This is a genomic window from Solirubrobacter deserti, from assembly GCF_027587175.1.
GTDB lineage: Bacteria > Actinomycetota > Thermoleophilia > Solirubrobacterales > Solirubrobacteraceae > Solirubrobacter > Solirubrobacter deserti.
In genome coordinates, this window is sequence record NZ_JAPCID010000044.1 from 23056 (window position 1) to 44578 (window position 21523).

A 21523-nucleotide genomic window follows, 5' to 3' on the forward strand; every position below is an offset into this window, starting at 1 on the left:
CTGGTTGACCGATCGAGCACTCGGCGAGATCAGCGCGCGAGCTGCAGCACCGCGGCGGTGGCCGGCGCGCCCTTGCGCTTGCGCACACGCGTGACGAACACCGAGTCCGACCCGGCCGCGGTGGTGGTCAGCGTGTCCTGGACGCCCGCGGGCGGGCGGTCCCAGATCGGCTTGTTGATGTGGCCGCGCGCCGGGAAGCGGCCGGGCTCGTGGCCCGGATCGGCGCGGGCGGTCGGGTAGGTGCCGTAGAGCGCGTGGTCGCGTGAGACGGATTGGCGGCCCAGGCGGCCGACGCGGACCTGCTGGCGGCTGTAGGTGGCGCGCACGTACACCAGCTCGGTGCCGACGACCGATGGGCCGCGCAGCTGCACGCGCGCTTCGCGGCGCAGCACCGTCCGGGTGCCGGTGAGCAGGTCGACGGCCTCGATCCGGCCGTCGACGTCGTAGACGAGCAGGCTGCCGCTCAGCGCCGGGCGGCCGAGCGCGCCGATCGTGATCTGGCGCGGCGCGAGGTCGGTCAGTGAAGCCGCGACGAGCTCCTGGCCCGCCCGCCAGGCGACGAAGGTGCCGGAGATCGCGACCGCGTCGGCCGAGGGTGCGGGGATCGCGCCGACGCCCGGGATCACCACGTGGCCGTTCTCGAGCCAGGCCTGGCGGCCGCCGCCGATCGCGGGGTGAACGCCGGGCAAGGCCTGGATGCCGGCCGGGCCGCGCAGCTCGCCCAGGCCACCGGGGCGATGGAAGGCGACGGCCTCGCCGTCCACCGACGGATCGGCGAAGCCGGCCGCGGCGCCGACGATCTGCGCCTGGGCGGGCGCGGCGAACAGCGCGGCGGCCACGACCGCCAACACGGCCGCGTCGGCCCACCGCAGCGAGCGCAGGATGTGCGGCTGCTCGGCCATCGCGGCGTGTGCGGCGCCACCGCCGAACGGCGCCAGGACGACCACCGGGAGCGTACGGCCCGCCCCGAACGCGAGGCCCACCAGCACCCCGAGCGCCGGGTCGCCGAGCGCGACGGACACACCCGCCAACGCCCACACGGCGAAGGTGAGGATGAAGGTCGTGAAGCCGAGGCCGAGCAGCACGCCGTACAGGCCGGCCGCGAGCGGGACGGGCATGACGCGCCGCCAGGACTCCGGCACCTGGCGCCGCACCTGCGGCATGATCCGCGCGCCGCGCGCCTCACCCGCGCCGGCTGCCAGGGCGATGACCGCGGCCACCGCCGGCGCCGCGGCGCCCAGCCCGGAGCCGAGCAGCGCGAGCCCGCCGAACGTGAACACGCCGCCGACCAGCGCGCCCGCCGCGAACGTCGTGCACGCGACGATCGTCGTCCGCAGCCGCCCCGCGTAGCCTGCCGGGGCGAGCGTCTCAACCATCGAGAACCCGCACGGCGACCACGCGCCGGTGACGCCGGCGACCAGTGCCAGCGCGATCAACGTCACTTCGACCATTGTCGACCAGCTTACGGGCGATTGCTGAGTTCACGCGCTCGTAACCACTTCCGGCTGACGGTCGAGAGACTCCCGCCCCGATATCGACGGATCGGGGAGCGATGCGGTTCAAGGACGAGCTGGCCGAAGCGCGGCCTGAGGCCCTGCTGGGCACCAGGCGGCGCTTCCTGACATTGGCGGGGGCGGCAACCGTCCTCGCGTTGAGCACGCGGCTACCGGGCTCGGGCACCGCCTACTCGAGCGCGCGCACGCTCTCCGGCTACCCGTTCACGCTCGGCATCGCGTCCGGCGACCCGCTGCCGGACTCGGTCGTGCTGTGGACGCGGCTCGCCCCCGAGGCGCTCGTCCCGTTCGGCGGGATGCCGTACGCGCCGGTCGACGTCGAGTGGGAGCTGGCGCACGACGAGGCGTTCAGGCGGATCGCCGCACGCGGCGTCGAGGTCGCGTGGCCGGAGGTCGGCCACAGCGTGCACGTGGACGTCAAGGGCCTGGAGCCCGGCCGCGAGTACTTCTACCGCTTCGTGGCGGGCGGCGAGCGCAGCCCGATCGGCCGCACGCGCACGGCGCCGGCCGCCGGAAACGGCGCGCTCAAGTTCGCCATGGTCTCCTGCCAGAGCTGGCACGCCGGCTTCTACACGGCCTACAAGCACCTGGTCAACGAGGACGTCGACGTCGTCCTGCACCTCGGCGACTACATCTACGAGTTCGCGACCGACCCGGTCGGCGGCGCCCGCAACACGCCGATCCCCGAGTCCGCGCAGGTCCCGACCGAGAGCCTGGACCAGTACCGGCAGCGGTACGCGGTCTACAAGACCGACCCGGACCTGCAGGCCGCGCACGCGGCGGCGCCGTTCATCGTCACCTGGGACGACCACGAGGTCGTCAACAACTACGCCGACGAGAACACCACCAACGACCAGCCGGAAGCCGAGTTCCTCCTGCGGCGCGCGAACGGCTACCGCGCCTACTGGGAGAACATGCCGCTGCGGCTGCCGAGCAAGCCGGCCGGCCCGGACATGCAGCTCTACCGCCGCTTCCGCTACGGCGACCTGGTCGAGTTCAACGTGCTCGACACCCGCCAGTACCGCGACCGCCAGCCGGGAGCGGCCGGGCAGGACCGGTTCGACCCGACGCGCACGATCCTCGGGGCCGAGCAGGAGCAGTGGCTGCTGGACGGGCTCTCGGCCTCCCCGGCGCGCTGGAACGTCCTCGCCCAGCAGGTGCTGATGGCGCAGCTGGACTCCGACCCGGGCGCCGGCACCTCGATCCCGACCGACGCCTGGGACGGCTACGCGGCCAACCGCATCCGCGTCGCGGACGCGCTCACGCAGCGGCGGATCTCCAACCCGGTCGTGCTCTGCGGCGACGTGCACCGCCACCAGGCCTCGCACGTCAAGGGCGACTACCGCGTCGCGAACGCGCCGATCGTGGCCCCGGAGTTCACGTGCACGTCGATCTCCAGCGCCGGTGACGGCTCGGTGGAGACGCCGAACGCGGCCAACCTGCTGCGGGCCAACCCGCACCTGGAGATGACGACCAGCCAGCGCGGCTACGTGACCTGCACGGTCACGCCGGACACCTGGCACACCGACTTCCGCGTCGTGCCGTACATCACGCGCCCCGGCGCGCCGGTGTCCACGCACGCCAGCTACGCAGTCGAGAACGGCAACCCGCAGATGGAGACGGCATGAAGCGCCTGATCGGCTTCACCGCGCTGGCGCTCGTGAGCGCCGCGTTCACCGGCACCGCCGTCGGTCAGCTCGGTGGCGGGCCGGATCCGGTTCAGCTCGACCCGAGCGTGGACCAGCTGGAGATCCTGCGCTGCATCGGCTACGGGCAGGTGCGCCTCGGCCTGCACAACGCGACCACCGACCACCAGTACGGCGACCTGTTCGTCGAGCCCACCGGGCCGCTGGCGTCCTCGCGCCTGCAGTTCTCGAGCTATGTGCCGCCCGGGCTGGATCCGAACCTGCCGCTGCGCGTGACGGTGCCGCCGGACGCCGCGCCCGGCGACTACGCGGTCGGCTATCGGCTCGGCGCCAAGGCGCACGCCTCCACGCCGGTGAAGGTGGTGTCCGACCCGGCGGCGCAGTGCGTCCCCTCCGCCCGCATGACGGCGACGGCGTCCAGCCACGCGGGCGCCGACGATGCGTCGCACGCGGTCGACGGTGACCCGTCGACGATCTGGCGCTCGGTGGCGCAGGAGCTGCCGGCGACCATCACGATCGACCTCGGCGGCGTCTACGACATCAGCGAGCTGCGCTACCAGCCGCGCTTCGACGGGCTGCTCAACGGCCACATCAACGCGTACACGATCGCCGTGAGCACAGACGGCACGACGTTCACGAACGTCCGCACGGCCACGTGGGCCGCGTCGGAGCTGCAGAAGGTCGCGCGTCTGGCCACGCCCGCGCGGGGGGTCCGCAAGCTCCGGGTCACGGTCACGGGCGCCCGCAACAACCTCGCGGCCGCGGCCGAGTTCCACCCGCTCGGCGTGCCGGTCGACGTGCCCGACGCGAGCGCCGGGACGCTGGCCGTCCCGAACGACCTGTTCGCGGGCAGGCCGGTCAACGCAACCGTCACGGCGGGCAACTGGACCAACGACCCTCTGCCGGTCGACGTGTCGGTCGACGCGCCCGCGGGCTGGAAGGCGGACCCGGTGCGGGCGACGCTCCCGCCCGGCGTCATGACGCCGGTCAGTGTGCCGCTCACACCGCCCGCGATGCCGTTCCCGGAGCCGGGCGTGCAGGGTGAGGTGACGCTGACGGGCCGCGTGACGCCGGTCGGCGGCGGCGACTCCGAGGGCGCGCCGAAGGCCACCGTGTGGGTCAAGCCCGACGCGCCCTCGTTCACCTACGCCTACGACGCCGGCACGCCGAGCTCGGTCGTGATCGTCGGCGGCGCTTCGCGGCTCTCGCCGGACGACGTCTGGCGCGAGGGCGCCGTGCTGGGCTGGGTCGGCACCGCGCCGGGCTCCCGGGACCGCGGGGCGGGCTCGGACGCCATGCGCCGCGATCACGTGTTCGGGACGGCCGCGACGCTGCGGATCGCGGTTCCGCCCGGCAAGCACGACGTTGCGCTGCTGCGCGGCGACCCGGGCGCCGCGTCCGGCGCGATGACCGTGCGCGAGGGCGAGCAGACGCTCGTCTCCGGCGCGGCGCTGCCCCAGCGCGTGTTCGCGTGGGAGCGGTTCGTGCTCGACGGCGGCTCCAGCGGCCGCACCGCCGACCTGAACTTCAGCGGCAACTGGACGCTGGCGGGGCTCGTGCTCGGGCCGCGCTACGAGACGACCGTCGGGGGCACGGTTCCGGCGACGCTCTCGCTCGCGTTGCGCGCGCCCGCGTCCTTCGGCACGTTCGTGGCCGGGCGGGAGGCGACCTACGACACCAGCACGTGGGTGGATGTCATCTCCACGGCCGGTGACGCGACGCTCAGCGCCTCGTCGGTGCGGCTGCGCAACGGCGCGTTCTCGCTCGCTTCGCCGGTCGAGGTGTCGCTCTCGAAGTCCGTCTGGACCGCCCCGGTCTCCAACGAGGAGGTCACGGTCGGGTTCCGGCAACGGATCGGTGCCGACGAGCCGCTGCGGACCGGTTCCTACTCCGGCGCCGTGACGCTCACGCTCGCGACGACCGACCCGTGAGGCTCAGCACTTGACCTTCGTGTCGTAGTACATGACGCAGAAGACCTTGCGGCCCTTGTAGCAGTAGCCCGTGAGCGCCTTGTCGCCGTTGATGCGGTTGCGCATGGTGCCGCAGCAGTCGACGAGCTTGCGCACGCGGCCGCCGCAGCAGCGGTACCAGGCGCCGTCGACGTGGGGCTTGAAGCCGTACACCGCGGCCGTCGCCGTGCACACGGCGGTGCGCGTCGCCTGCGGGAGGCGCGCGCCGTCGGCGTCGGTGAGCGGCGCGCCGTCGTCGTCGACCGGGAGGCCCTGGGCGTCCACGTAGCGGCCGAGGTCGTCGACCGGACGGCCGTTCTTGGCGCGGATCGGGAAGCCCTTGCTGTCGATCCGCGGCAGGCCCGTCGGGTGCGGGCAGGAGTCCGTCGTGTAGATGTGACCGCAGAAGTGGTAGGCCTCGGCCTCGCCCGGGGTGACGAGGGAGCCGATGGTCTTCGCGCCCGTGACGCCCATCACGGCCGCGCCGACCCGCGCGAGGAAGCCGCGCCGCGAGCTCTGCGCCGCAACCCCGTCCGCCAGCTTGCCGCCGTTCATGCGCGCACCATCCGCTGCCGCCGCTCCGCCGCGTGCAGCACGGACTCCAGCTGCGCGCCGGTGTTGAACGTGCCCTTAGACAGCACCGTGCCGTCTGCGTCGAGCGTCACCGCGAACGGGCTGCCGGGCACGTCCGCCGCCGCCCAGGCCTGCGCGTGCTCGACCTCGTCGAAGGTCTGCAGAGCGATCGCGTGGTGGCGGCCGAACGCGTCGATCTGCGGCTTGAGCGCGCGGCACAGGCCGCAGCCCTCCGACGTGAACACGGCGAGGCCGATCTGGCCGGGCGCGAGCGCGTGGAAGTCCTGCGCGAGCGGGCTGTGCGCGCCGACCTCCGGGCCTTCGTGCGCGACTTCGAGCGCGCCCTGCGGGGCGACCGAGAGCCGCAGCATCCCGACCTCACGCGCGAGCGCGAGCACCACGACCGTGAGCGCCGCCAGGCCGAGGAGCGCGGCCGCCAACCCGATCGCGAGCCACTCCTCGGTGGTCGGCGTGCGGCGCGGCAGCAGCGGCGCCAGCGCCAGCGCGGCGGCCAGCAGCGCCGTCCGCCCGGCGGAGCGCGTCGAGAGCCGGCCCTTGGCGCCGAAGCACGCGCACGGCGCCCCGGCCCGGCCGGACGCGAGCGCGGCGATCTGCGCGGCCGTCGCGGCGCTGAGGAATACGGCCGCCGCCCGGGCCGCGGTGTCGAGCCCCGCGGCCACGAGCGCGCCGAGCGTGAGCTCGACCGCGATCACGGCTCCCCACGCGGCCGTCATGGCCTGCGGCGAGCGGACGCCGTACGTGGCGAACGCCGCCCGCGCGGACGGGCCGCCGGCCGCCTTCAATCCTGCGGCGGCGACCAGCACGAGCCCCAGGACGAGGCAGACCACGACTGACACCATTGACGGCGGCGAAGGTACCAGCAATCCCTGAGAAGACGGCGCACGTTGGCGCGCCGCTTCTCAGAAAAGCCAACTACGAGCAGGTCTTCTGAACCTTCGTCGACCCGGGCAGCACGCAGTACGGCACGATCGCGGGCTGCTTGCCCTTCTTGAGCGCGATTCGCGCCACCTTCGTGTTGAAGTTCGGCGCGCTCACCCAGATCTCGACCGTCTGCCCGGCCCGGAACTTGCGCTGCTTCTTCGTCAGCGCGGTGATCACGTTCGACGCCTGCTTGGACACCTTGCCGGCCTTCAGCGACTTCGTCTTGAACGGGCACCGCTTCCCGGAGCACTTGATTTGGACCTTCCAGCCCTTCGGGAACTGCTGCGTCACCCGCAGCATCTTCAGCGTGAACGAACCGCCCTTGGTCCACGACCAGTTGTGCGCGACGCCGCTGGCGATCGTCGGGAACGGCTCGGCGGTCCCGTCGCAGTTCTCGTCGATGTTGTTGCCCTTGATCTCGGCCGAGCCCGGGCGGATGTTGCGGTTGCCGTCGTTGCAGTCCTGGCCGGCCGTGAACCCGTCACCGTCGGCGTCGAGCCCGCTCGGACCGGGGCCCGGGTTGACCACCGGCGCGCCGACGACGTTCACCTGAACCGACCCGTCGCCCGTGAACGCGCCGAACGCGGTGTTCTTGTACGTCGCGCGGAACGTGATGGTGCTCGAGCCGTTCTGGCCCTGCGGCGCGGCGTAGATCACGCTCGCGGCTTCGTGGGTGAAGCCACCGAGCGAGCCGAGCGTCGGCGGGGTCACCGTGGAGAAGACCAGCTCGTCGCCGTCCGGGTCGAAGCAGGGGATGGCGATACTGCCCTGGAACCCGTGCTGCACGGTCACGGAGGTGTTCCCGCAGACCGGGCTGCTCGAGTCTCGGCGCAGCGTGGTGACGCGGCCGGCGGACAGCGCGTACACGTGCCGGCCGTCGGGGGCGATCACGAGCTCGGTCGGCGTCGACATCGTGTTGGTGGGGGCCGTCGCACAGCCGGGCGTCGAGCCGGACGGAAGCACGCAGCCGCGGCTGTCGGCGCGGGGCGCCAGATTGCCGGGGCGGTCGAGCTCGACGACGCCGGTGCCGGTCGCGTAGACGTCCTGCCCATCGGGCGTGGTGATCACGCGGCTGCTCGCGGACGTCGCGAGCGCGCGGCCGGGCGTGCAGCCGGAGCCGTTGCTGACGCACCCGGTGCCGCGACGAGCGAGCCCTGGTCCCGACGGATCCAAGGTGACGACCCGGCTGGACTGAGGGCTGACGCCCTCCGCGGCCGCTCGCGGCAGCAGGCTGGCGTACACCTGGCCCTCCGCGCCCAGTGCGATGTCGGCGAGGCCGACGGCGATCTCCCCGTTGACCGTGCACGTGGCTGCCGGGCCGGCGCCGATGCAGCTCTGCGGTGCCCGGCTGCCAATGAGCCTGCCGGTGTTCGGGTCACGCGCGATCGTGAGGACGCGGTTCCCGGTCATGGCGTACACGCGGTCGTACGCAACCTCGAGCGCGATCGTCGACCCGAGGCCTGTGGCAAAGGCGCACCCGTCGGTGGTGGAGCCGCCCACCGCGCACGCGTACGTCGTCCCGACGTCGGCCGCCTGACTGAGCACGCCGCCATCGGTCGTCAGCACCGTCACGCCGCTCGCGGAGCCCACGTACACGAGGTCGCCCGCGATGACGAGGTCCGTCGGGGCGGACATCGCCCGGGCATCGCTACAGGGACTCAGACCAGCGCCGCTGTTGGCGATGCACGGCGCCCCGGCCTTCAGCGCGATCGAGCCGTCCGCGCCGCGAATGAACTCGTGGATGACGCTGTTGTCGTCGTTGGCGACATAGACACTGCGGCCATCCGCGGCGACCGCCACGGACCGCGGATCGTCCAGCGTCCACGCGGCGTGGATCGTCGGCATGAGCGCCTGGCAGCCGCCGGTCGTGGTCGCTCGGAAGCACTGCAGGAACGAGAGCTGACCAGTCGCGACGTCACGGCGGAACGCGAACACCGCCGGCGTCGACGTAGTGACATAGACGTTCTGACCGTCCGGTGACATCGCGATGTCGGAAGGCGTTCCCGTGAACCCGGAGACCACCGTGCACGGGGCCGCGGTGCCGATGCACCCGGTCGCCAGCACGCCGCCCGGCACCGCCGCGGACGCCGACGCCGCTCCCACGAAGGCGAACAGCGCAGCGGTCAGCGCCACGATCCATGCTCGTCGCGTCCTGCTCCAGCCCCGCATCAGCGCCTCCCTGACCCTTCCAATCAACATCCCTGGGACGCGGGAAGCTAAGCGCCGACGTTCAGGCCGTCAACCGCCCAACGCTCACATGCGGTCGTTTTGGACCATCGTTCGACTCAATTCGGGCGCTCAGGCACAGGTCTTCTGCGCCTTCGTCGAGCCGGGAAGCGCGCAGAACGGCTGGCTGACGGGGATCTTGCGCGCCTTCAGGACGAGCCGGCTGATCCGCGAGTTGAAGTCCGGCGCCGAGACCCACACTTCCAGGGTTTGTCCGGCTCGGAACTTCCGCTGCTTACCGGTGAGCGATGAGATCACGCTCGCCGCGTTGCGCCGCACCTTCCCGACCTTCAGTGCCTTCGACTTGAACGGGCACCGCGAGCCCTTGCACGTGATCTTCACCTTCAGGCCCTTGGGGAACTGCTGCGTGATCTGCAGATTCACGAGCCTCAGCCGCGTGCCCTTGATGTCCCAGGTCGGCAGGATGCCCGACGTCAAGTTCGGGAAGCTCGCGTCGCGGCCGGAGCAGTCCTCGTCCACGCTGTTGCGCGGCGTGTCCTTCGCGCCGGGCCGGATCGCGGCGTTCGCATCGTTGCAGTCCCCGGGCCGCGCCGCCCCGTCCCCGTCGCGGTCGAAGTTCACCGCGTCCGCGCCGTTGCAGTCCTCGTCCACACCATTGTCGGCCGCGTCGGCCGCACCCGGCCGGATGCCGCCGTTGGCGTCGTTGCAGTCCGCGGGCCGAGGCGACCCGTCCGCGTCGCGGTCGGGGTTCTCGGCGTCCGCGCCCGAGCAGTCCTCGTCCACGCCGTTGTCGAGCGCCTCCGCGGCGCCGGGGAAGATGCCCGCGTTCCCGTCGTTGCAGTCCGCCGGCGCCACGTGTCCGTCGAGATCGCCGTCGTCGCCCACGAACCGCCCGTAGATCTCGTACTCACCGTTCGCCAGCGGCGGTCGGTTGTCGTCCGCGTCCCACACGTTGAGCCAGGCCCGCTTTCCGGTGACCGGAACCGTCGCGGCGTCTTCGGGAGCGACGGAGGTGTTGCTGTCGGGACCCGTGAAGGTGAGCCGAAGGTCGTCGGTCGCCACCTCGGCGCCGTCCCCGGTGAGCGCCTGGCCGTAGCGCTCGATCTCCCCGTCAATCAGCCCGGGGAGGTCATCCTCTCCGCTCCAGGTGACGAAGTAGCGATCGAGATCCGGGTGATACGACGCCGTGGTCACGTCGGCGGTGCTCGCGCCGAACGCCGCGTTGCCAACGCCCATCGCGGAGATGCGCTGGTCCGTCCCGTTGGGTCGAAGCCCGCCGTCCGCCGCGACGCGTTGGACGAAGACCTCACCGTCGTCCGTGGTCGAGTCGTCCTTGACGAAGGCCACGAGCGCCTCGTTCGTGACCGGGTTCGTTGCGATCGACGGCTTGACCGCTTGTCCACTCGCGGTGACGACGGTGGATGCCTCTACTTGGGAGAAGGCGCCGAGACCCAGTGAGCTGCTCACGCCGCGGACGAAGATCGACGGTCGGTCCGCTGCGTTCGGAGCCTCCCAGGCGATCATGAACCGGTCGTTGGCCGGCAGGTACGAGATAGCCGGTTCGTCAGGTGCGGCGTCTTCGTCGGGGGTCAAGGACACGGTCAGCTCGATGCCACTGCCACTCGCCAGAGCAGAGGACACCGCCTGGGTCCGGATCTCCACGTTGTCGTCATTGGGGTCGTTGGCGGAGCTGGCCACCCAGGCAAAGCGGAAGCGATCGGCTTCTGGGTCGTACGCCACCGCCGGTTGCGAAGCCACGTCGGCGTCTGCGTCCAGCGAACCGGTGTCGGAGATGCGTACGGGCGGGCCCGTGCTGATCCCGGCGGCGTTGACGACCTGCGCGATCAACTCGCGCTGTCCATCGGGGCTGTTCGGCGGCACCGGGTTCTGGCTGATCACCTTCGGCGTAGCGATGTAGCCCAGGACGTACTGATTGACCTTCGGGCTGTAACTGACGACTGGACTCGTTGGGCTTTCGGCGCCGGGCACTTCGCTTAGGCGAGCCACCGACCCCTTCGCAACCCCTCGCCCGTCGAGGATTTGCCCGAGTATCTCGACGTCCCCGCTCACCGTCGTGTTCCCGACCCAGGCGACGAGGTACTCGTCGTTGAGCGAGTTATGCGCCACGGACGGGTTTCGCGCCTGGACGGACGTGTTGCCGTCAGGTCCGACGCGCGTCAGGCGCGACTGCGAGCCGATGGCGAAGATGTCCGCCGCCTGCGCCGCTGACGGAGTAGCGACGAGTGCGATGAGGCAGAGCAGGAAGGCGCGGACGGCGGGCATGCGCCGACGCTATCCGCGATGGAAAGACACCGCCACGGGGGCGACCTAGACAAAGGTGGTGTGGGCAACCGCCGCATGCGCCGGACCTTGCTCTTGTGCCTCTACCAGTGGAGAATCCTCGCTCTCCTGGGGGCGAGATTTTGCGAGAGGCACCTACGAAGACCATGAGGGCACTAGCAGTCGTCGCGGTGATCGCCGCGGTCACTCTGGGCGTGTCGGGCGCTGCGCACGCCGGAACGTACGTCGTCGAGGCGTGCAGGACGGGCAGCGGGCCTGCCGCCACGGACTCGTGGACGGCCAGCTCGATTCCAGAGGGCGTTGCGGAGGATGTTGTGATCGACGGTTGCGACCGCGGCCAGCAGCTGACGTTCGAGTTGTTCAATGAAGCACTGCAGGGGGTGCGCTTGAGCTTTCGTGCTCCGGCCGGTACGACGGTTGCGGGCGTAACTCTGGTTCGATCCGGGGCCGCGCTCTTCGGGCAGCCGGCGACCTATCGACTCCGCGCCGGCCAGCAGACCCTGGAACAGAGCCCTGACGAACCTGAGTGGCAACTCCTTCCTGGCCCGTTCACGGCTTCTGGTCTGCGGGCGTCCGGTCTGGACGTCGAGTACCTATGTGGGGGCGAGAGCTGTGCCGGCGATGCGCGGTTTCTGAGCATCGAGCGGGCGGCAGTGACGGTGAGCGACGAGGTCGCGCCGGAGCTCACCGGACTTCCCGCGGGCCGGCTCGTCGCCGGTCGGATGCAGGACGGCATCGTCGATCTGAAACTCGGTTTCAAGGACGTCGGCGGCGGCGTACAGGCCATCGAGTACAAGGTCGACGGCGCGGTGCGGTTCATCGAGAACGTGGGGGGACTGTCCTGCAGGACGCCCTATGTCGTCGTGACCCCGTGCGCGTCCGAGGGGTACGCGACGTTGATGCTCGACACAGATGAGCTCAGCGACGGGCCGCACACCGTCGAAGCGGTGCTCGTCGACGTCGCGGGCAACCGCACGATCGCCGGGCCGTTCGGGATCTCGGTGCGCACACCGCCTCCGGGGCCGCCCACGGTGGTGAGCGCGCCACCACAGGCGCCGGACCTGGTCGCCGCCCCGCCGGCGCCGCTTCGGCCGGGTGTTCTGACGCTGGCGGGCGCGCGGACGCGTCGCACGGCGTATCAGGCGGTGACGCTGAAGGGATCGGTCGCGGCTCCGGACAAGGCGGCTCTCGCCAACGCGACCGTGACGCTGACCAGCCGGCCACTCCACACGCAGGCCTGGAGCGGCCCGACGACCACGACCACGGACGCCGAAGGGCGCTTCGAACTCGCGGTGCCGCCCGGCCCTTCGCGCGAGCTCAAGCTCGCCTACGGCGACTCAACGCAGACGGTGAAGCTCGTCGTGACGGCACCCGTGCGGCTGAAGACCGACCGCAAGCGCACCCACAACGGGCGCAGCGTCAGGTTCGAGGGCTCGGTCCCCGGGGCGGGAACGGCCACCACACGCGTTGAGCTGCAGGCGTGGGCCGGTCGCAAATGGGTGCCGTTCAGGACGACGGCGCTCCGGAACGGGACGTTCAAGGCGTCCTACCGGTTCACGTCGACCTTCCGGACGACGCGGTACCGGTTCCGCGCCGTGGTGCACGAGAGCGGCGACTTCCCGTACGCGAGTGGGAAGTCGCCGGTCGTGGACGTGGTGGTGCGGCCCTAGGCGCGGGTGAGCTTCTTGTAGCTGATCCGGTGGGGCCGGTCGGCCTCCGCACCCAGGCGGGCGCGGCGGTGCTCCTCGTAGGCCTCGAAGTTGCCTTCGAACCAGACGACCTGGGAGTCGCCCTCGAACGCCAGCACGTGGGTGGCGACGCGGTCCAGGAACCAGCGATCGTGGGAGATGATCACCGCGCAGCCCGGGAACGCGAGGATCGCTTCTTCCAGCGCGCGCAGCGTGTCGACGTCGAGGTCGTTGGTGGGCTCGTCCAGCAACAGCAGGTTGCCGCCGCGGCGCAGGAGCTTGGCGAGGTGGACGCGGTTGCGCTCACCGCCCGAGAGCACCCCGACCTTGCGCTGCTGGTCGGCCTTCTTGAAGTTGAACCCGCTCACGTAGGCGCGGGAGTTGATCTCGCGGTTGCCGACCTTGATGTGCTCGTAGCCCTCGGAGATCTCTTCCCAGACGGTCTTCTCCGGGTCCAGCGCGTCACGCGACTGGTCCACGTAGGAGAGGTCGACGGTCTCGCCGAGCTTCAGGGTGCCGGAGTCGGGCTGCTCGAGCCCGGCGAGCATCTTGAAGAGCGTCGTCTTGCCGGCGCCGTTCGGGCCGATCACACCGACGATGCCGGCGGGCGGGAGGTTGAACGAGAGGTCCTCGATCAGGAGCCGGTCGCCGAAGCCCTTGCGCAGGTTCTTGGCCTCGATGACGGTCCCGCCGAGGCGTTCGCCGCCCGGGATGTGGATCTGGACGTCGTCGAGCTTCGCGTTGCCCGCCTCGGCCACGAGGGCCTCATAGCGGTTCAGGCGGGCCCGGCTCTTGGTCCGGCGGCCCTTGGGGTTCTGGCGGACCCACTCGAGCTCTTCCTTGATCGTGCGCTGGCGAGCGCTCTCCTTCTTCTCCTCCATCTCGAGGCGCTTCTGCTTGGCCACGAGCCAGGCGGAGTAGTTGCCCTCGTAGGGGATGCCGTAGCCGCGATCCAACTCGAGGATCCAACCGGCGACGTTGTCGAGGAAGTAGCGATCGTGGGTGACCGCGACGATCGTGCCCTTGTAGTCGGCGAGGTGCTGCTCGAGCCACGCGACGCTCTCGGCGTCCAGGTGGTTGGTGGGCTCGTCGAGCAGCAGCAGGTCGGGCTGGCTCAACAACAGCCGCGCCAGAGCCACGCGACGCCGTTCGCCACCGCTCAACGACGTCACCGGGGAGTCGCCGGGAGGACAGCGCAGCGCGTCCATCGCCTGGTCGAGCATGACGTCGAGCTCCCAGGCGCCGGCGGCGTCGATCTCGTCCTGCAGCCGCGCGAACTCCTTCGCGGTCTCGTCCGAGTAGTTCATGGACAGCTCGTTGAAGCGGTCCAGAAGGTCCCTCATGTGGCGGACGCCGTCCTCGACGTTCTCGCGCACGGTCTTGGTCTCGTCCAGGTGGGGTTCCTGCTCGAGGAGTCCGACGGTGGCGCCGGGCGCGAGCTGAGCCTCCCCGCGGTAGTCCTTGTCCTGGCCGGCCATGATGCGCAGCAGGGTGGACTTACCTGTCCCGTTCAATCCGAGGACGCCGATCTTGGCGCCGGGGTAGAAGCTGAGCGTGACCTCTTTCAACACCGTCTTATCCGGTGGATGGGTCCGGCTCAGCTTGTACATCGTGTAGATGTAGGAGCTCGACATCGCGCCCTTCACGTTAGAAGGGCGGCGAAGTCGCCCGCCTAAATAGGAGCTTGTTGGCCGCCGCCAGGCGGCGAACAAGCGGACACCCCTACCACTGGGCGAATCGAGGGCCTGCAAACTTGGACCAACGGCGGGGTGTGAACCGGGTCCGCGCGGCCGATGATTCCTCAATGCGGCCGCTGATCGGCGTCACCACTTCGGAGTTGCGACCCAGCCACCTGGCGACGACCCGCCGCCACGGCGAGCCGGCGCACCCCGAGATGGCGCTGGGCATGACCTACCTGCGCACGCTCGACGCCGCCGGGGCGATCCCCGTCGTGCTGCCCCCGACCGGGACCGACCACCTGCAGGGCCTGCTCGAGCGCCTCGACGGCATCTGCCTGAGCGGCGGCCCGGACCTCGACCCCGGGGCCTACGGCGCCACCGAGCGCCACACGCAGCTCGGCCCGACCGAGCCGAGCCTCGACGCCTTCGAGCTCTCCCTGGCCAAGGAGGCGCTCACCCGCAACATCCCGATCCTCGCGATCTGCCGCGGCAGCCAGGCGCTCAACGTCGCCTGCGGGGGCACGCTGCACCAGCACATCGACGGCCACCGCCAGACCGAGGCGGCGACCGAGCCCACGCACGAGGTGCACATCGAGACGGGCTCCAAGCTGCACCGCATCACGCGCACGCGCACGCTCGCGGTCAACTCCTTCCACCACCAGGCGGTGGACCGGGTGGGGGACGGACTGAGCGTCACCGCGCGCGCGACCGACGGCACGATCGAGGGCATCGAGGGACCGGGCGCGTTCACGGTCGGAGTGCAGTGGCACGCCGAGACACTGTTCGCCCACCTGCCGCTGTTCGAGGCGCTGGTTAGGGCGGCTGCCCGTACCGAACTGCGCATAGCCGCGTGACAATCTGGGGCGGGTGCCCGCCCTTCGCCTCCGTGGCGTCGTCAAGCGTTTCGGCAACCTGACGGCTGTAGACCACCTCGACCTCGAGGTCCCCGAGGGAACCTGCGTCGGCCTGCTCGGCCCCAACGGCGCCGGCAAGTCCACCACGATGCGCCTGCTGACGGCGCAGGCCATCCCGGACGAGGGTGAGATCGAGATCCTCGGCCTCCCGCTGCCGCAGCGCAGCAAGGAGGCGCGCGCGCTGTGCGGCGTCGTCCCGCAGCTCGACAACCTCGACGTCACGCTCACGGTCGAGGAGAACCTGCGCGTCTTCGCCTACCTGTACCGCGTGCCGCGCAACGACCGCAAGGCCGCGGTCGAGCGCGCCCTGCAGATCGCGAACCTGACCGACCGCGCCGATACGAAGGTCGACAAGCTCTCCGGCGGCATGCGGCGGCGGCTGCTGATCGCCCGCGGCCTCGTGCACCAGCCGCAGCTGATCCTGCTCGACGAGCCGACCGTCGGCCTGGACCCGCAGGTCCGCCAGGAGCTGTGGGCGCTGATCGACCGGCTGCGCTCGGAGGGCGTCTCGATCCTGATGTCGACCCACTACATCGAGGAGGCCGAGCGCCTCGCCGACACCGTGACGATCATGTCCCACGGCCAGGCCGTCGCCACCGGCACCCCGCGCGACCTCATCACCGAGCACGCGGGCCACGAGGCCGTCGAGGTGTACGGGCCGCCGGCGAAGCTGCACGAGGTGGAGCAGGAGGCGAAGGCCGCCGGCTACGCCACGCGACGGACCGGCACGAGCATCAGCATCCTCAACGCCAACGGGTACGAGGGCGAGCGCCGGCCGACGAACCTCGAGGACGTGTTCGTCCTGCTCACCGGGGAGGAGATCGCGTGAGCGCGCCCAAGCGGCTCGGCCGCCTCGAGCGCCCCGCGCTGATGGGCGTCCTCGTGCGCGAGATCATCAACTTCGCCAGCTTCTGGCGCTCCTCGACCTTCAGCGCGACCGTCGAGCCGACGGTCTACCTGCTCGCGTTCGGCTTCGGCTTCGGGTCGCTGGTCTCCACCGTCGGCGGCTACGACTACGTCGAGTACGTCGGCACTGGGACGGTCGCCACCGCGGTGCTGTTCTCGTCCGCGTTCCCGGCCATGTTCGGGACGTTCGTCAAGTACAAGTTCCAACGCACCTACGACGCCATCCTCGCCGCCCCGGTGGACACGGAGGAACTGGTGACCGCCGAGGTGCTGTGGCTGAGCGTCCGCGCGGGGACGTACGGCTGCGCGCCGATGCTCGTCGCGATCGTCTTCGGCCTGGATCCGAGCTGGGGCATGCTGCTCGTTCCCTTCATCGCGATGATCGCCGGCTTCGGCTGGGCCTGCTTCGGCACGACGATCAGCGCGATCGTCAACTCGATCGACAACTTCAACTACATCACCAGCGCCGTCCTCACGCCGCTGTTTCTGGTCGCGGGCACGTTCTTCCCCATCGACGGCCTGCCGCAGTGGGCGCAGGTGATCGCGCAGATCAACCCGCTGTACCACCTCGTCGAGCTCGTCCGCCACGCCGTGTTCGGCTTCGAGCCCGGCGCGGACCTGATTCACCTGGGCGTGCTGGTGTTCTTCGCGCTGCTGATGTGGCGGCTCGCCATCCACTTCATGGAGAAGCGCCTCATCGCATAGGCGGCCCGAGCACGAACGGCCCGTCCAGGGCGCCACGGACGGCGCGCTGGACCTGCAGCTCGGCCTCGAGGTCCGCGATGTGCTCCAGGTGGTCGCTGTGGCGGCCGCGCAGGACCTGCGTGGCGAACAGCCACACCAGCCGGCCGTCGAGCTGGGAGCCGGCGACGTTGCGCAGCTCGTCCTCGGCCTCGTGCGCGGGCATCTGGATGCGATAGGAGTCGGGCGAGGTCAGCACGTCGTAGACCTCGGCGACGGCGAGGATGCGCGCCGTCATCGGGATCGAGTCTCCGGCCAGCCCGTCCGGGTAGCCCTTGCCGTCGATGCGCTCGTGGTGGGCGAGCACGGCCGCGGCGACCTCGCCCATGCCCTCGACGCGCAGCAGCAGGCGCGCGCCGTCCGCCGGATGGCGCTTGATCAGCCGCAGCTCGGCCGGGTGCAGCTCGCTGCGGCCGATCAGGATGTGATCGGGGAGCGCCTCCTTCCCCAGGTCGTGCAGCAGCCCCGCGGTGTGGACGACCGCCTGCTCGCGCTCGGACAGGCCCGCCGCCCGGGCGAGCTGGTGCGCGTAGTGGGCGACCGCCGCGGCGTGGCGCGCCGCGCTGGGATCGCGCAGGGCGAGCGTCTCCAGTAGCAGGCCGAGCATTCCCTCGTGGCGGACGTCGAGCTGATTGGTGCGGCGCTCGATCTCCTCCGAGTGCGCCTGGCCCTCGAGCAGCGCGCGCAGCAGCAGCTGGTAGACGCCGAGGGCGAGCGCGAACAGGCCGATGATCCAGGGGCCGAGGGCCTCGAAGCCGTAGACGGCCATCGCGGTCATCACAGCGCTGGCGATCTCCCACGGCAGCACCGGCACGAACACGCCGCGGAACATCTCCAGCAGTGAGCCGCCGCGCAGGATGCGGGTGTGGCCCGCGATCATCAGGAAGTTCAGGAGGTTCGCGACGAGGAAGACCGTGAAGACGGCGATCGCGTAGCCGCCCTCCATCGACTCCTCGTGCACCGCGTGCAGGACGATCCCACCGACCAGCGGGAAGGTCGTGTACGTGAGCAGGTTGTTGAGCAGGTACGTGCCGCGGACCTTGCGGCGCAGCGCGTCCACGAGCGCGCTCGCCAGGCCGAGGAACGCGGCCGGCGCGGGGCCGAGCAGCGCCATGGCGAGCACGAGGCCCGTGAACGAGCCCCCGATCCGGAAGCGCTTGGCGTCCAGCACCAGGATGTCGGAGCCGAGCACGAGCAGCGCGATGAGGCCGACGAGCGGCAGCGGCTCCCACTGGTTCTCGCCCGACAGGTAGGCCGCCGCGGCGAGCACGCCGATCAGCAGCACGCCCTGTGTGACCGCGGTCGCGCGCCGACGTCCCGCGTACGGGACACGCCCCGACGGCGCCCGTTCGGGCGGGGGCGCAGGGGCGTCCGCCACCGCGGCCGCTCTCACGACGGAGAGCGCCCAGGTGACCAGCCCAAGCCAGACGATCAGTGCGAGCCAGACGACCACAGGGAGCAAGTTAGTGCGTACCCCTGTTCACGCGCAATCAGGCTCGGACCTGAGGTTTGCCGCCGCCGCGACCGGTACGTCGATCTACAACCAAAAAGTCGGCCGATGAACACTTTCTGGTTTCGGTGTAGGACTTGCATTGGTGGGTATATTTCGGCGCGGCGGGGGTCAGCCCGCCTGTTCCGAATCCAACGACCGTCAGGGGGGTCATCATGGGTTGGCGGAACTAGTTCCGGTACGGATGCCGGCCCGGCGAGGCTGTAGGGGTCGCCGGGCCGGCAGTCCCGGTTCGTCCAGGCGGCGCGCGGTACCGTAGATGGGTCTATGCCCCAGGTGCTCGACATCGAACAGGCCGTGCTGCTGCTCGAGATCGAGCCTCCCTTCGACAAGCGCGACATCCAGCTTGCGCGCCGCAAGCTCGCGAAGGTCTGGCATCCGGACATCGCGCCGCCCGGGCGTCAACACGAGCACGAGCGCCACCTGAAGGCGATCAACGAGGCGGCCGACCAGCTCGAGCAGCTGGCCGAGCAGTCGCGCGGCGGGAAGGTCTCCAAGAACGCCGTCAAGGTCTCCGCCGCCGCCGCGCGCAAGCGCCGCGCGGAGGAGGGTGCTCGCGCGTACGCCGAGGAGCAGCGCCGGCGCGAGGAGGACGCCGACCGCGAAAAGCACGATCCGTTCGGTTCGCGCGTGCCCGACCACTCAGTGGTCCACCGCTACGCGCGCTGCCTGTCGTATCCGGAATGGGGCGTCGGCAGCGTCAACGGCATCTACTTCACGGGCCACGGGGACGACGTTCAGCAGTGGGCGCGCGTCTCCTTCCAGCCCGGCATTCGCACCGTGCCGGCCGGGTCGCTGCAGTTCGTCGACTTCTCCAAGCCCGACCCCGGCGCCGAGCGGGTGATGCGCTTCATGACCGCGGCCAAGCACGCGCTGGCCGAGGGCGACTTCAAGCTCGCCGCCCGCCGGCTCGTGTACGCGCGTGACGCGGAACCCGGCAACGCGCAGGTCCTGCGCCTGATGACGCTCGCGTTCTGGCAGGCCGGCGACTTCAGCGCCGCCGCGCGCAGCGTGCGCGACTGGATCCGCGCCGAGAAGGACCGTCCGGCGCCCTATCGCTACGCCGCACGCATCTACGAGGACATGGGAGCGCTGTCGCAGGCGGTCGACGCGGCCGAGCGCGAGGTGGCGGCCGCGCCACAGGACGCGTCGGCGTGGGAGCGCCTCGGCCGGCTGCGCATGCGCACCTTCGATCGCGAGGGCGCGCGCGAGGCGCTGGAACAGGCCCGGGCGCTCGCGCCGACCGAGGAAGGGCTGCTGGACCTGGCGCTCGTCGCGAACCTGATGGGCGACGTCGGGGCCGAGGTCAGTGCGTGCGAGCAGGCCACGACGCTGTTCCCGAAGAGCGCGGCGGCGTGGGCCCGCTACGCACACGCCCTCGCGCGCACGGACCGGGTGTCCGAGTGCCTGGAGGCGTGCGAGCGCGCGCTCAAGCTCGGCAACGATCCCGAAGTGCGCGACCTGCGTGATCAAGTGGCACGCATGGTCCCGCGCGAACTCAAGGCCGCTTAGTCCGCAGCGGGCGTTCGGGGAGCGCCCACGCCAGCACGAGAATCACGGCGGCGAGCGGGACACAGGCCACGAACACGGCGTGCGTGGCGGTGTTGAGCGCCTCCCGTGCGGCGTCCGGCACTTGCGCGGTGCCGGCGGTGAAGCGGTTCGGGTCGACGTCCGCGGGCAGCCGGGCGAGCAGCAGCGCGCCGAGCACGGCGACGGCGACGCTCCCGCCCATCGAGCGGAAGAACTGGATCGCGGCGGTGGCGACGCCGAGGTCGCTCGCCTCCACCCGGTTCTGGGTGGCGATCACGAACGTCTGGAACATCAGCCCCATCCCAACGCCGATCACGACCAGGTAGGCCGAGGCCAGAGTTCGCGAGGTGTCGGCGTCCAGCAACGTGAGCAGGACGGTCCCTGCGAGCACGAGCGTCGAGCCGAGCAGCGGGAAGATCCGGTAGCGCCCCGTCTTGGCGATCAACTGGCCGGAGGTGAAGCTCGCGGCGACCCAGCCGAGCGTGAGCGGGATGAGCACGACGCCGGAGCTCGTCGCGGAGGCACCCAGCACGCCCTGCATGTAGACGGGCACGTAGATCGTGATGCCGAAGAGCACCGCGCCGATCGCGAGCGCGGCGGACGTGGAGACGGCGAACGTGCGGCCGCGGAAGAGCGTGAGCGGGAGCAGTGGCTCCGGCGCGCGGCGCTCGACGAACAGGAACGCGGCGATCGCGGCGGCGCCGAGCGCGAAGCCGCCGAGCACCGGCACCGACGTCCACGCATAGTCGGTGCCCGCCCACGCGCAGGCGAGCAGGATCGACGACACCCCGACGCTCAGCACCGCCGCGCCGAGCCAGTCGATCCGGTGCTCGCGCGTGCGGTCGCCGGGGCGCATCGTGCGCATCACGACGACGAGCGCGAAAGCGGCCAGCGGCAGGTTGATGAAGAAGATCCAGCGCCACGACACGGTGTCCGTGAGCGTCCCGCCCAGCAGCGGCCCGGCGACCGCCGCCGTGGCCCACATCGAGCCGATGTAGCCCTGGTAGCGGCCCCGTTCCCGCGGTGAGAACAGGTCGGCGATCGCGGCCTGGCTGAGCGGCAGCAATCCGCCCGCGCCGATTCCCTGCAGCGCGCGGAACGCGACCAGCTGGCCCATGCTCTGCGCGAGCCCGCACAGCACCGAGCCGACCAAGAAGACGCTGATCGACACCACGAACAGCCGCCGGCGGCCGTAGAGGTCGCTCAGCTTGCCGTACAGCGGGACGGTGACCGTGCTCGCCAGCAGGTACGCCGTCACCACCCAGCTGAGGTGCTCGAAGCCCTGCAGGTCGGCGGCGATCTGCGGCAGCGCCGTCGCCACGATCGTCTGGTCGAGCGCGGCCAGCAGCGTCGCGAGCATGATCGCGGCGAACGCGACGAGCACCTGCCGCTGCGACCGTGCTTCGGTGGCCATCGAACCACCTACGGTACGAGCGGCGGGCG

General features: G+C 71.0%; 15 protein-coding genes. 7 read left to right on the top strand and 8 right to left on the bottom strand.

Annotated features, from left to right (window positions below; all coding sequences use genetic code 11):
• Window positions 1-29: 29 nt before the first annotated feature.
• A complete protein-coding gene (locus OJ962_RS24735) occupies window positions 30-1451 on the bottom strand; it encodes a hypothetical protein (RefSeq protein WP_270006672.1) in 1422 nt (473 codons plus the stop codon).
• A 101-nt stretch (window positions 1452-1552) separates the two neighbouring features.
• Between OJ962_RS24735 and OJ962_RS24740 the strand changes: the two genes are divergently transcribed.
• Window positions 1553-3142, top strand: a complete 1590-nt coding sequence (locus OJ962_RS24740) for an alkaline phosphatase D family protein (RefSeq protein ID WP_202958127.1) — start codon at window positions 1553-1555, stop codon at window positions 3140-3142.
• The gene (locus OJ962_RS24745) at window positions 3139-5091 is read left to right on the top strand and encodes a discoidin domain-containing protein (protein WP_202958128.1); all 1953 of its coding nucleotides are present in this window, start codon (window positions 3139-3141) and stop codon (window positions 5089-5091) included. Before OJ962_RS24740 ends, OJ962_RS24745 begins: the two co-directional genes overlap by 4 nt.
• A gap of 3 nt (window positions 5092-5094) precedes the next feature.
• Here the strand turns inward: OJ962_RS24745 and OJ962_RS24750 are convergent, their stop codons facing one another.
• The 4 genes from OJ962_RS24750 to OJ962_RS24765 all read right to left on the bottom strand — a co-directional run bounded on the left by OJ962_RS24750 (window position 5095) and on the right by OJ962_RS24765 (window position 11094).
• Window positions 5095-5664 carry a hypothetical protein gene (locus tag OJ962_RS24750; protein ID WP_202958129.1) on the bottom strand — a complete coding sequence of 190 codons (570 nt, stop codon included), beginning with the start codon at window positions 5662-5664 and terminating at the stop codon, window positions 5095-5097.
• The gene (locus OJ962_RS24755; protein WP_202958130.1) at window positions 5661-6542 is read right to left on the bottom strand and encodes a MauE/DoxX family redox-associated membrane protein; all 882 of its coding nucleotides are present in this window, start codon (window positions 6540-6542) and stop codon (window positions 5661-5663) included. Before OJ962_RS24755 ends, OJ962_RS24750 begins: the two co-directional genes overlap by 4 nt.
• 73 nt (window positions 6543-6615) lie before the next feature.
• The gene (locus OJ962_RS24760; protein WP_202958131.1) at window positions 6616-8757 is read right to left on the bottom strand and encodes a MopE-related protein; all 2142 of its coding nucleotides are present in this window, start codon (window positions 8755-8757) and stop codon (window positions 6616-6618) included.
• A 165-nt stretch (window positions 8758-8922) separates the two neighbouring features.
• Complete coding sequence (locus OJ962_RS24765; protein WP_202958132.1) at window positions 8923-11094, bottom strand: putative metal-binding motif-containing protein; 2172 nt, start codon at window positions 11092-11094, stop codon at window positions 8923-8925.
• A 188-nt stretch (window positions 11095-11282) separates the two neighbouring features.
• On the opposite strand from OJ962_RS24765, the gene OJ962_RS24770 reads away from it, so the two are divergent.
• Window positions 11283-12782 carry a carboxypeptidase-like regulatory domain-containing protein gene (locus OJ962_RS24770; protein WP_270006673.1) on the top strand — a complete coding sequence of 500 codons (1500 nt, stop codon included), beginning with the start codon at window positions 11283-11285 and terminating at the stop codon, window positions 12780-12782.
• Here the strand turns inward: OJ962_RS24770 and ettA are convergent.
• Window positions 12779-14434 carry an energy-dependent translational throttle protein EttA gene (gene ettA, locus OJ962_RS24775; protein ID WP_202958167.1) on the bottom strand — a complete coding sequence of 552 codons (1656 nt, stop codon included), beginning with the start codon at window positions 14432-14434 and terminating at the stop codon, window positions 12779-12781. The genes OJ962_RS24770 and ettA overlap by 4 nt on opposite strands.
• A gap of 170 nt (window positions 14435-14604) precedes the next feature.
• On the opposite strand from ettA, the gene OJ962_RS24780 reads away from it, so the two are divergent.
• The 3 genes from OJ962_RS24780 to OJ962_RS24790 are packed head-to-tail and all read left to right on the top strand — an operon-like array spanning window position 14605 to window position 17004.
• Window positions 14605-15333 carry a gamma-glutamyl-gamma-aminobutyrate hydrolase family protein gene (locus tag OJ962_RS24780; RefSeq protein WP_202958134.1) on the top strand — a complete coding sequence of 243 codons (729 nt, stop codon included), beginning with the start codon at window positions 14605-14607 and terminating at the stop codon, window positions 15331-15333.
• Between the two features lie 13 nt (window positions 15334-15346).
• On the top strand, window positions 15347-16222 hold the full coding sequence (locus tag OJ962_RS24785; RefSeq protein WP_270006674.1) for an ABC transporter ATP-binding protein: 876 nt from the start codon (window positions 15347-15349) through the stop codon (window positions 16220-16222).
• Between the two features lie 41 nt (window positions 16223-16263).
• Complete coding sequence (locus OJ962_RS24790) at window positions 16264-17004, top strand: ABC transporter permease (RefSeq protein ID WP_202958169.1); 741 nt, start codon at window positions 16264-16266, stop codon at window positions 17002-17004.
• Here OJ962_RS24790 and OJ962_RS24795 read toward each other — a convergent pair.
• Window positions 16994-18493, bottom strand: a complete 1500-nt coding sequence (locus OJ962_RS24795) for an HD-GYP domain-containing protein (protein ID WP_202958135.1) — start codon at window positions 18491-18493, stop codon at window positions 16994-16996. The genes OJ962_RS24790 and OJ962_RS24795 overlap by 11 nt on opposite strands.
• A gap of 324 nt (window positions 18494-18817) precedes the next feature.
• Here OJ962_RS24795 and OJ962_RS24800 point away from each other — a divergent pair, with 324 nt between their 5' ends.
• A complete protein-coding gene (locus OJ962_RS24800; RefSeq protein ID WP_202958136.1) occupies window positions 18818-20062 on the top strand; it encodes a J domain-containing protein in 1245 nt (414 codons plus the stop codon).
• Here OJ962_RS24800 and OJ962_RS24805 read toward each other — a convergent pair.
• A complete protein-coding gene (locus tag OJ962_RS24805; protein WP_202958137.1) occupies window positions 20049-21494 on the bottom strand; it encodes an MDR family MFS transporter in 1446 nt (481 codons plus the stop codon). The genes OJ962_RS24800 and OJ962_RS24805 overlap by 14 nt on opposite strands.
• Between the last annotated feature and the right edge of the window lie 29 nt (window positions 21495-21523).